The following is an 11083-nucleotide window of genomic DNA, read 5'->3' as shown; positions in this document are numbered from 1 at the left end:
TCTTTCTGGGGGGTTGTGCTGGGGGGGGGGCGGGCCGCGCCCCCGGCGCGCGGGCCCCCCCCCACCGCCCGCCCCCGGCTCTGGCTTCTGCTTCTGCTTCGGCTTCGGACGGGCCGGGGCTCCGGCTCCGGGCCCGGCCTTGGTCTCGGCTCCGGTCTCGGCCCCGTCCCCGTCCCCGGCCCCCGCGCGCCGCCCCGCTCAGCCGTCGGTCGCCTTGAAGCCCCGCAGCCGCAGGCTGTTGCCCACCACGAAGACCGAGGAGAAGGCCATGGCCGCGCCCGCGATCATCGGGTTGAGCAGTCCGGCCGCGGCGAGCGGCAGGGCCGCCACGTTATAGGCGAAGGCCCAGAAGAGGTTCGAGCGGATCGTGCCGAGGGTCCGGCGGGAGAGCCGGATCGCGTCGGCCGCCGCCCGCAGGTCCCCCCGTACGAGGGTCAGGTCGCCGGCCTCGATGGCGGCGTCCGTGCCCGTGCCCATCGCCAGGCCCAGGTCCGCCTGCGCGAGCGCGGCGGCGTCGTTCACGCCGTCGCCGACCATGGCGACCGAACGGCCCTCGCCCTGGAGGCGCTTGACGACGTCGACCTTGTCCTGCGGCATGACCTCCGCGATCACCTCGTCGATGCCCACCTCGGCGGCGACGGCCTCCGCGACCGCCCGGTTGTCGCCGGTGAGCAGGACCGGCCGCAGTCCCAGGGCGCGCAGCCGCCGGACCGCCTCGGCGCTGGTGTCCTTGACGGCGTCCGCGACCTCCAGGACCGCGCGCGCCTCGCCGTCCCAGGCGACCGCGATGGCGGTCCGCCCCGCTGCCTCGGCCGCGTCCTTGGCCGACTTGAGGCCGGACGGGAGGGCCGTCGCCCACTCCTCCAGGAGCTTCTCGCGGCCGACGAGGACCGCGTGGCCCTCGACCACGCCCTGCACGCCGAGGCCGGGGACGTTCGCGAAGTCCTCGGGGGCGGGGAGCGTCCCCACCCGGTCGGCCGCGCCGGCGGCGACCGCCTGGGCGATCGGGTGCTCGGAGGAGTGCTCCAGGGCGCCCGCGAGCCGCAGGACGTCCTTCTCGTCCGTGCCGTCGGCGGTGTGGACCGCGAGGAGGGTCATCCGGCCGGTGGTGACGGTGCCGGTCTTGTCCAGGACGATCGTGTCGACCCTGCGGGTGGTCTCCAGGACCTCGGGGCCCTTGATGAGGATGCCGAGCTGCGCGCCGCGCCCGGTGCCGACCATGAGGGCGGTCGGGGTGGCCAGGCCCAGGGCGCACGGGCAGGCGATGATCAGGACGGCGACGGCGGCGGTGAACGCGGCGGTGAGGCCCTGTCCGGTGCCGAGCCAGAAGCCGAGGGTGCCGAGGGCGAGCGCGATGACGACCGGCACGAAGACGGCCGAGATCCGGTCCGCGAGGCGCTGGGCGGCGGCCTTGCCGTTCTGCGCGTCCTCGACGAGCTTCGCCATCCGGGCGAGCTGGGTGTCGGAGCCGACGCGGGTGGCCTCGACGACGAGCCGGCCGCCGGCGTTGAGGGTGGCGCCGGTGACGGCGTCCCCGACGCCGACCTCGACCGGGACGGACTCGCCGGTGAGCATGGAGGCGTCCACGGCGGACGAGCCCTCGACCACGGTGCCGTCGGTGGCGATCTTCTCGCCGGGGCGGACCAGGAAGCGGTCCCCGACGCGGAGTCCGGCGGTCGGCACGGTGACCTCCCGGCCGTCCTTCAGGACGGTGACCTCCTTGGCGCCGAGCTCCAGCAGGGCCTTGAGCGCGGCGCCCGCCTTCCGCTTGGAGCGGGCCTCGAAGTACCGGCCGGCCAGGATGAAGGCGGTGACGCCCGCGGCGGCCTCCAGGTAGATGTTCCCGGCGCCGTCGGTGCGGGCGATCGTGAACTCGAAGGGGTGCGTCATGCCGGGCGTCCCGGCGGTGCCGAGGAACAGCGCCCACAGCGACCACAGGAACGCGGCGCCCGTGCCGACCGAGATCAGGGTGTCCATGGTGGCCGCGCCGTGCTTCGCGTTGGTCCAGGCGGCCCGGTGGAAGGGCCAGGCGGCGTAGACGACGACCGGCGCGGCGAGCGCGAGGCTCAGCCACTGCCAGTACGTGAACTGGAGGGCCGGGACCATGGCCATGGCGACGACGGGGACGGCGAGGACGACGGCGGTGATCAGCCGCTGCCTGAGGGGCCGCAGCTCCTCGTCGGCCCTCTCCTCGTCGGAGGGGCCCGCGCCGGAGGAGCCCGTACCGGTGGCCTCGCTCCTCGGGGGTTCGGGCTCGGCGGCGGTGTAGCCGGTGGCCTCGACGGTGGCGATGAGGTCGGCGACGCCGACGCCCGCGTCCGCGTCGAAGGTGACCTTCGCCTTCTCGGTGGCGTAGTTGACGGTGGCCTCGACCCCGTCCATGCGGTTGAGCTTCTTCTCGATGCGGGCCGCGCACGAGGCGCAGGTCATGCCGCCGATGGCGAGCTCGACCTGAGCCGTGCCGGATGTCGTCGTTGCCATGGACTCTGCTCCTCGTGGGGTACGGGTCCGGGGCCGGGGCCCGGGTGGGGTGCGGTGCGGCGGGTCCCGGCGGCCGGGGCGGACGCGGTGGCCGGGGCGGACGCGGTGGACCGGCGCGGTCAGGCGCGGCCGGTCAGCTCGTAGCCCGCGTCGTCGACGGCCGCGGCGATCGCGGCGTCGTCGGGCGCGCCGCCGGTGGTCACGGTCACCCGGCCGCCGGCGACGTCGACGTCCACGGAGACGACCCCCGGGAGCGCGCCGACGGCGCCGGTGACCGCGGCCTCGCAGTGGCCGCAGGACATGCCGGAGACGGCGTAGACGGTCGTGCGGGTGTCGGCGACGGCGACGGTGGTCGCGCCGTTCGCGCCGGTCGAGCAGCCGTTGTCGGGGGTACAGCAGGAGCCCATGGCTTCCTCCTCGGTCGATTCTCTCCTCGATACCCTAGGGGGGTATCGGCTCACGACTCCATGTATACCCCCCGCTCGTATGCGTGGCAAGCGGGTCACCGGCTTGACTTGATACCTCCTGGGGGTATCGTGACATGCGTCGAACGGTTCAGGGCGCGGTCACCCGCGCCGCCCGCGTACGACCTACGGGAGAGCAGTCATGAACACCGGTGCGAAGATCACCGCCTTTGCCGCCGCGCTCGCCGCGACCTTCGGGACGGCGTACGGGGTCGGTGCGGCCGTCGGTCCGTCCGCCGCCCCCGCGAAGGCCCCGGCGGCCGACGGGCACCCGGACCACGAGAAGGAGACGGCCCCCACCCCGAACGCCCCCGCTCCGAACGTCCCCGCCCCGAAGACCCCCGCTCCGAGTGCTCCCGGCGGCCTCCAGGTCTCCGACGGCGGCTACACCCTCGCCCTGGAGGACCCGACCCCCGCCCCCGCTCCCGGCCGGACCGTCCTGAGGTTCTCCGTCAAGGACGCGGCGGGCGGGAAGGTCACCGCCTTCGCCACCGAGCACGAGAAGGAGATGCACTTCGTCGTCGCCTCGCGCGACCTCACCGTCTTCCGGCACCTGCACCCGGTGAAGGCCGCCGACGGCACCTGGTCGGCCGAGACCGACCTGCCCGCCGCCGGCCCCTACAAGGCCTTCGCCGACTTCAAGCCCGCCGCGCCCGGGGCCCGGGCCCTCACGCTCGGCGCCGACGTCTCCGTGCCGGGGGAGTACGCGCCGAAGCCGCTGCCCGCCGCCGCGCCGACCGCGAACGCGGACGGGTACCGGGTCCGCCTCGGCGGCACCCTCGACCCCGGAAAGCCCGGCGAGCTGCGGTTCACCGTCTCCAAGGACGGGAAGCCGGTCACCGACCTGGAGCCGTACCTCGGGGCGTACGGACATCTCGTCGCCCTGCGTCAGGGCGACCTCGCCCACCTCCACGTCCACCCGAACGAGGGCGGTCCCGGCCCGGACGTCTCCTTCACGGCGACGGCGCCCAGCGCGGGCGCGTACCGTCTGTTCCTGGACTTCCGGCACGGGGGCGAGGTGCGGACGGCGGCCTTCACGGTGTGGGCGGGCGCTTCCGGGGCACCCGTTTCCGCAGATGGTGAGGCCGAGCACGGTGCGGGCGGGCACGAGCACGGCTAGGCTGGTCATTGGACTAGACCTATAGCCGTCATTCATGGAGGAATGGGCTTCGATGAGCAACCGTGCAGTCCTTGAGGTGATCGCCCTCGACGAGCAGGACGCGGTCGCCGCCCAGACCGGCGGCGCCGACCGGCTCGAACTCGTCACCGACATGGCGGCGGACGGGCTCACCCCGTCCGGGGCCGGCTTCGCCGCGATCCGCGCCGCCGTCGACATCCCGCTGCGCGTGATGCTCCGGCTCGCCGACGGATTCTCGGCCGGCGGCCCCGAGGGCGTCGAGGCCCTCGTCACCCGCGCCGCCGACCTCCGGGAGGCGGGCGCGGACGAGTTCGTCCTCGGCTTCCTCACCCCCGACGGCGAGCCGGACCTGGTCGCCGTCGAGCGGCTGATCGCCGTCCTCGACGGCTGCCGCTGGACCTTCCACCGGGCGATCGACCGCGCCGCCGACCGCGACGGACTGCGCAAGGGCCTCGCGGACCTGCCGGGCCTCGACACCTACCTCACGGCCGGTTCCGCCACCGGCGTCGACGACGGCCTCGCCACCCTCAAGGCCGAGGCCGCGCGTGCGGGCGAGCCCGGCTACGAGGCCCGGATCCTCGTCGGCGGCGGCCTCCGCCTCGACCACCTCCCCGAACTGCGCGCGGCGGGCCTCGACGCCTTCCACATCGGCGGCGCGGCCCGCCCCGAGGGCTGGACGGCCCCGGTCTCGGCGGCCGCGGTCCGCACGTGGCGCGAGGCGGTGGACGCACCGCTCTCCTGAGCACCGGTCCCGTACGCCGACGGACCGCCGGCGTACGGGAAAACACGTGGTCCCCTCGTGCGCCGACAACTACCCTCGCCCGCATGCCCGCCTCCCGCACCGTCGACACCGCCCTCGTCGAGCGCCTGGTCGCCGCGCAGTTCCCCGACTGGGCGCACCTGCCCGTACGGGCCGTGGACTCGGCGGGGACGGACAACGCCATGTTCCGGCTCGGGGACGACCTCGCCGTACGCCTGCCGAAGGCCGAGTGGTCCGAGGGGCAGGCGGAGAGGGAGCGGTACTGGCTGCCGCGCCTCGCCCCGCACCTGACGCTGCCCGTCCCCGTGCCCGTCGGACACGGCGTGCCGGGGGAGGGCTTCGACCGGCCCTGGTCGGTGTGCACGTGGATCGACGGGGACGACGCGTACGACGCCCCGATCACCGACCCCGCCCACGCCGCCGTCGAGCTGGGCCGCTTCGGCGTCTCCCTGCGCGCGGCGGACGCGACCGGCGGACCGGTGTCCTTCCGGGGCGGCCCGGTCACCGACTGGGAGCGGGGCGCGATGGCCCCGGCGATCGAGGCCCTCGGCGCGGACGGCGGGCTCGACGCCGCCGCCGTCACGGAGGCCTGGGAGTCGGTGCTCCGCCTCCCGCCGTGGCGGGGCGCACCCGTCTGGGTCCACGCCGACCTGCTCCCCGGCAACCTCCTCACCCGCGACGGGCGCCTGCACGCCGTCATCGACTTCGGCGGCCTCGGCACGGGCGACCCGGCCTGCGACATGATGGCCGGCTGGTCCCTCCTCACCGCCACCACCCGCCCCCTCTTCCGCGAGGCCTCCCGCGTCGACGACGCCACCTGGGCCCGGGGCCGGGGCTGGGCCCTGTGCTGGGGCGTCGTCACCGAGGCGTACTACCGGGAGGAGAACCCGGTCCTGGCGTCGGTCGCCCGCCGGACCCGGACCGAGGCCCTGGCGGACTTCACCTGACCGCCCCGGATCAGATCTCCCCCAACTGCTCGGGCACGGCGGCGGAGTGAACGACCGTCAGGCCCGACACCGCGCGCGTCAGCGCCACGTACAGGCGGCGCAGGCCCGTGCGTTCGTCGGGTTCGCCGTCGACGACCGCCGCCGGCTCGTCCAGGACCACGTAGTCGTACTCCAGGCCCTTGGCGAGCGACGCCGGGACCAGGGTCAGCCGGGACTCGGCCGTCGTCTCCTCGCCGGGGGAGAGGTGCGGCAGGCCCGCCGCCGTCAGCGCCTCCGCGAGCGGCGCGATCCGCGCGTCGGCGGCGATCAGGCCGATCGAGCCCTCGTGGCCCAGCGCCTCGACGCAGGCCGCGACCACGTCCGCGTCCAGGTCCTCCGGGGCCGCCGCGTGCCGGACGGCCAGCGAACCGGGGTTCTCCCGGACCGACTCCACCGGCGCGAGCCCCGGCGACATGTGCGGAAGCAGCCGTGAGGCGTACGCGATGACCTCGCGCGGCACGCGGAAACCGGCCGTCAGCTCCTCCACCACCGCCTCCGGCTTCCCCAGGTGCCCGAGCGCCTGCGCCCAGCTCTCCGTCGCCCACGGCGTCGTCCCCTGCGCCAGGTCGCCCAGGACGGTCGCCGAACCGGTCGTGCAGCGCCGGCCCACCGCCCGGTACTGCATCGGGGACAGGTCCTGCGCCTCGTCGAGGACCACGTGCCCGAGCGAGTGCGTCCGCTCCACCAGGTCCTTCGCCTCGTCCACGAGCACCGCGTCCGCCGCCGACCACTTCGCCGTCCGCACGCTCCGGCCCGGCTTCTCCCACAGCAGCAGCTTCTGCTCGTCCTCCGTCAGCACCCCCTCGGCGTGCTCGGCCAGGAAGTCGGCGTCGCTCAGCAGCCGCAGCACCAGCTTCGCCGGGTCCACCGGCGGCCAGCACTCCTTCACGACCGCCTTCACCGCCGCGTTCCGCGCCACCGCGTTCTGCACCCGGTCGTCCGGCGCCTCGCCCGCCTGCTCCATCCGCACGAGCACGGCGTGCGCGATCCGCTGCGGAAGGGCCTCGCGGGCCGCCCCGTACCGGATGTCGCGGTCGAGCAGCTCCCGCACCATCTCCTCGATCTCGTACGCCGGGACCCGCCAGCGGCGCGAGCCGCGCACCACCATCAGGGGCTCCTCCGGCAGCCTCACGTGCGAGCGGACCGCCCGCCGCAGCACCTCCGCCATCCGGGCGTCGCCCTTCACGACCGCCGTCGCCGCCCCGTCCGTCCCCCGCACCTCGACGTGCGCCACCAGGTCGTCCACCGTCGCCTGCCTGACCTCCAGCTCGCCCAGCGCGGGCAGCACCTGCTCGATGTACTGGAGGAAGGAACGGTTCGGCCCGATGACCAGCGTGCCGGTGCGGGCGAGCCGCTCCCGGTGCGCGTAGAGCAGGTACGCGACGCGGTGCAGGCCTACGGCCGTCTTGCCGGTCCCGGGCCCTCCCTGCACGCACACCGACCCCGAGAGGTCCGACCGGACGATCTCGTCCTGCTCGGGCTGGATCGTCGCCACGATGTCCCGCATGGGGCCCACGCGCGGCCGCTCGATCTCCGCCTGGAGCAGCCGGCTGGTGCGCTCCAGTTCCTCGGGGTCGGACAGGTGCTCGTCCTCGTACGCGGTGAGCTCGCCGCCCGTGTACCCGAAGCGGCGCCGCAGCCCCACGTCCTGCGGGTCCTTGCGCGAGGCCCGGTAGAAGGGCTGCGAGACCGGGGCGCGCCAGTCGATCACCATCGGGTCGCCGCCGGCGTCGTGGACGTGCCGCCGCCCGATGTAGAACCGCTGTCCCTCCTGCGTGGTGTGCAGGTAGTCGAGCCGCCCGAAGAAGAGCGGCGTCCCGGCCAGGTCGGCCAGCGCCTTGATCCGGTCCTCGATCTGCCGCTCCAGGACGACCGCGTTCACCCAGTTCGCGGTGACGTCCTTGATGTCGAGCGCCTGCACGTCCTCGCGCATCGCGCGCAGGGCGGAGCGGGAGGCGGTCAGGTGGGCGCGTTCGCGCGCGAGCGGATCGTCGTCGGACAGCGGCTGATCGGGCACGGACACGGGCACGGACACGGCGGAGCCTCCGGGGCGGATGCGCGGATACGCGGACACGTCGAGGTGGCCGCCGGTTTCCGACCGGGCGGCGGCTCTCCACGGGGGAGGCGGGGAAGCTGGCGAGTGTAGACCCTGGGCGGGGCGCGGTGCGAATGGTTTGTCCCCGTGTCCACCCCGTAGGGGACGGGGTAGGTCTCACGTCGGACCCCGGGTCCGTCCCGGATCGACCCTCAGGGCGATGTGTTCGTAATGTCCGGATTCCATGATGGAAGCATGTCCGCGACGACCTTCACCCTCGTGACCACGGCCCCCCGCCTCCACCGCGTGGGCCTTGCCCTCCGCGCGATACGCGCCTTCGGCGGCGCCGCGGCCGGAGTCGTCCTCCTCGGCGACTACGGCCCGCCGGAGGCGGGCGTGAGAGACCCGCGCCCGAAGTACGCGCCCGAGCGCACGTCCGTCTGAGCGCGCCGTTCTGAGTACGTGCCCCGCCCGGCTGAGTACCGCGACGCCTGACGCCGCCCCCGCATCCCCTGATGGGATCGGGACATGACGACGCCGACGCACCCCACCGACCTCCCCGCCCCCGCCGACCTCCCCGGCCCCACCGCCCCGAGCACCCGCACCCTCCGCGTCCTCGCGCTCTGCGGGTTCCTCCTCCTCGCGGCGTGCCTGGTGCTCACCGCCGCCCTCGGGCTCACCGACGCCGTCGAGGGCGACGGCGTGGGCGGCGGGTTCCTCACGGCCGGCTTCTGGGCCCTGGCCCTCGGAGCCGCCGCGGGCGCGGCCGCCCTCGCCGTGCCCCGCCGGGCGCTCGTCACCGCCCAGTACGTGCTGGCGTTCGCCGGTCCGTTCCTCGCCGCCCTGGACTGAGGACGGGGAGGCCGGGGCTACGGCGCCAGCAGCTCGTCCGCGTCCACGATCCGGTACGCGTACCCCTGCTCCGCCAGGAAGCGCTGCCGGTGCGCCGCGAAGTCCTGGTCGATGGTGTCCCGGGCGACCACCGAGTAGAAGTGCGCCTGGTGGCCGTCGGCCTTCGGCCGCAGCACGCGGCCCAGGCGCTGGGCCTCCTCCTGCCGGGAGCCGAAGGTGCCGGACACCTGGATGGCGACCGTCGCCTCGGGCAGGTCGATCGAGAAGTTCGCGACCTTCGAGACGACGAGCACGCTGATCTCCCCGGTGCGGAAGGCGTCGAAGAGCCGCTCCCGCTCCTTGTTCGACGTCTCGCCCTTGATGACCGGCGCGTCGAGGTGCTCGCCCAGCTCGTCGAGCTGGTCGATGTACTGCCCGATGACGAGGGTCTGCTGACCGGCGAACTTCTTCACCAGCGCCTCCGTCACCTTCCGCTTCGTCGCCGTCGTCGCGCAGAAGCGGTACTTCTCCTCCGGCTCGGCCGTCGCGTACGCGAGCCGCTCCGAGTCGGTCAGGTTCACCCGGACCTCGACGCAGTCGGCGGGCGCGATGTACCCCTGCGCCTCGATCTCCTTCCACGGCGCGTCGAACCGCTTCGGTCCGATCAGCGAGAACACGTCCGACTCGCGCCCGTCCTCGCGCACGAGGGTCGCGGTGAGGCCGAGGCGGCGGCGGGCCTGGAGGTCGGCGGTGAACTTGAAGACGGGCGCGGGCAGCAGGTGCACCTCGTCGTAGACGATGAGGCCCCAGTCGCGGGAGTCGAACAGCTCCAGGTGCGGATAGACGCCCTTCCGGCGGGTCGTGAGCACCTGGTAGGTGGCGATGGTGACGGGCCGGATCTCCTTCTTCGTCCCGGAGTACTCGCCGATCTCGTCCTCGGTCAGCGAGGTCCGCTTCACCAGCTCGTGCTTCCACTGCCGGGCCGAGACGGTGTTGGTCACCAGGATCAGGGTGGTCGCCTTGGCCTCCGCCATCGCCCCGGCGCCGACCAGCGTCTTGCCCGCGCCGCAGGGCAGCACGACGACGCCGGAGCCACCGTGCCAGAAGCCCTCCACGGCCTGCTTCTGGTACGGCCGCAGGCTCCAGCCGTCCTCGGCGAGGTCGATCCGGTGCGCCTCCCCGTCCACGTACCCGGCGAGGTCCTCGGCCGGCCAGCCCAGCTTCAGCAGGGTCTGCTTGATCTGCCCGCGCTCGGAGGGGTGCACGGCCACGGTGTCCGGGTCGATCCGCTCCCCGACCAGCGGCTGCACCTTCTTCGACCGGAGGATCTCCTCCAGGACGGGCCGGTCGGTGGTGGTGAGCACGAGCCCGTGCACGGGGTGCTTGGAGAGCGTGAGCCGCCCGTACCGGTCCATCGTCTCGGCGACGTCCACGAGCAGCGCGTGCGGCACGGGGTAGCGCGAGTACTCCACGAGCGCGTCCACGACCTGCTCGGCGTCGTGCCCGGCGGCCCGCGCGTTCCACAGCCCGAGGGGCGTCACGCGGTACGTGTGGATGTGCTCCGGCGCCCGCTCCAGCTCCGCGAAGGGCGCGATGGCCCGCCGACAGGCCTCGGCCAGCTCGTGGTCGACCTCCAGGAGCAGCGTCTTGTCGCTCTGGACGATCAGTGGTCCGTTCACGCGCGATCAGATCCTTCCCGGGCCGCTCCGACGACGGCCAATCCTCCAGTCTGCCTGATACGGGGCCCATGTCGGCAGGGGCTGCCACACTGGGGGCACCGGTTTCCGCGCGAGGGAGGTGGCGAGAGATGAGCGTGGCTCACGATCCGCATTACGGGCCTTGGACGATAGAGGAGGTCCTGGCTCTGGGGGAGGACCGTGGTGAACGTCGCGAATTGATGGGGGAAGCACTCCTGATGTCACCGGCTCCGGGATTCCTGCACCAGCGGGCTTCGTCGCGGCTGTGGAGTCTGCTCGACTCCGCCGTCCAGGCGGCCGGTATGTCCGCCGAGGTCCTCGAAGCCGTGAACGTCGTCCTGCCCGACGGGCTCTTCATCCCCGACATCGTCGTCGTGGAGGCCGCTGCCGCAGCCGAGAACCCGGTGACGTGCGACGCCGACGCCGTGCTCCTCGTCGTCGAGATCGTCTCCCCGTCGTCCTCCGGCCGCCGCACGGACCGGCTGCTCAAGCCGCCGTACTACGCGGAGGCCGGCATCGAGCACCTGTGGCGCCTGGAACTGGAGCCCGCGCCCGCCCTCGTCGTCTCCGAGCTGCGGGACGGGCACTACGTGGAGCGGCTCGTCGCCGAGGCCGGGCGCGAGACGGCCGTGGAGGCGCCGTTCCCGCTGAAGCTCGACCCCGGCGCCCTGGTGGCTCCGCGCCGTTGAGG

The 11083-nt window shown here is 74.0% G+C and carries 10 protein-coding genes; 6 read left to right on the top strand and 4 right to left on the bottom strand.

What is annotated here, in order from left to right; all coding sequences use genetic code 11:
* Window positions 1-198 precede the first annotated feature (198 nt).
* A complete protein-coding gene (locus ACWGSR_RS19060; protein WP_453567647.1) occupies window positions 199-2481 on the bottom strand; it encodes a heavy metal translocating P-type ATPase in 2283 nt (760 codons plus the stop codon).
* 119 nt (window positions 2482-2600) lie between these two features.
* Window positions 2601-2888 carry a heavy-metal-associated domain-containing protein gene (locus ACWGSR_RS19055; RefSeq protein ID WP_453567645.1) on the bottom strand — a complete coding sequence of 96 codons (288 nt, stop codon included), beginning with the start codon at window positions 2886-2888 and terminating at the stop codon, window positions 2601-2603.
* Window positions 2889-3087: 199 nt separating this feature from the next.
* Here ACWGSR_RS19055 and ACWGSR_RS19050 point away from each other — a divergent pair, with 199 nt between their 5' ends.
* The 3 genes from ACWGSR_RS19050 (at window position 3088) to ACWGSR_RS19040 (ending at window position 5790) form a co-directional block, all read left to right on the top strand.
* The gene (locus ACWGSR_RS19050) at window positions 3088-4065 is read left to right on the top strand and encodes a hypothetical protein (RefSeq protein WP_453567643.1); all 978 of its coding nucleotides are present in this window, start codon (window positions 3088-3090) and stop codon (window positions 4063-4065) included.
* A 52-nt stretch (window positions 4066-4117) separates the two neighbouring features.
* On the top strand, window positions 4118-4825 hold the full coding sequence (locus ACWGSR_RS19045) for a copper homeostasis protein CutC (protein WP_376240260.1): 708 nt from the start codon (window positions 4118-4120) through the stop codon (window positions 4823-4825).
* Between the two features lie 83 nt (window positions 4826-4908).
* A complete protein-coding gene (locus ACWGSR_RS19040; RefSeq protein ID WP_376240263.1) occupies window positions 4909-5790 on the top strand; it encodes an aminoglycoside phosphotransferase family protein in 882 nt (293 codons plus the stop codon).
* A gap of 10 nt (window positions 5791-5800) precedes the next feature.
* Here the strand turns inward: ACWGSR_RS19040 and ACWGSR_RS19035 are convergent, their stop codons facing one another.
* Window positions 5801-7864: a HelD family protein gene (locus ACWGSR_RS19035; RefSeq protein WP_453567640.1), complete on the bottom strand. Its 2064-nt coding sequence runs from the start codon at window positions 7862-7864 to the stop codon at window positions 5801-5803.
* Window positions 7865-8119: 255 nt separating this feature from the next.
* Here ACWGSR_RS19035 and ACWGSR_RS19030 point away from each other — a divergent pair, with 255 nt between their 5' ends.
* Together ACWGSR_RS19030 and ACWGSR_RS19025 are read left to right on the top strand one after the other, a co-directional pair.
* Entirely contained in the window at window positions 8120-8308 is a 189-nt protein-coding gene (locus ACWGSR_RS19030; RefSeq protein ID WP_376240268.1) for a hypothetical protein, read from the top strand.
* A gap of 84 nt (window positions 8309-8392) precedes the next feature.
* Window positions 8393-8716 carry a hypothetical protein gene (locus ACWGSR_RS19025; protein ID WP_453567638.1) on the top strand — a complete coding sequence of 108 codons (324 nt, stop codon included), beginning with the start codon at window positions 8393-8395 and terminating at the stop codon, window positions 8714-8716.
* 17 nt (window positions 8717-8733) lie between these two features.
* Here ACWGSR_RS19025 and ACWGSR_RS19020 read toward each other — a convergent pair whose 3' ends face one another.
* Window positions 8734-10374: a DNA repair helicase XPB gene (locus ACWGSR_RS19020; RefSeq protein WP_376240273.1), complete on the bottom strand. Its 1641-nt coding sequence runs from the start codon at window positions 10372-10374 to the stop codon at window positions 8734-8736.
* 128 nt (window positions 10375-10502) lie between these two features.
* Between ACWGSR_RS19020 and ACWGSR_RS19015 the strand changes: the two genes are divergently transcribed.
* On the top strand, window positions 10503-11081 hold the full coding sequence (locus tag ACWGSR_RS19015) for a Uma2 family endonuclease (RefSeq protein WP_432086829.1): 579 nt from the start codon (window positions 10503-10505) through the stop codon (window positions 11079-11081).
* Window positions 11082-11083: the final 2 nt, after the last annotated feature.

It is taken from the genome of Streptomyces sp. NPDC055632, from assembly GCF_053618675.1.
The sequence above is the reverse complement of the archived record's forward strand: the minus strand, read 5'-3'. Positions and strand labels throughout refer to the sequence as shown.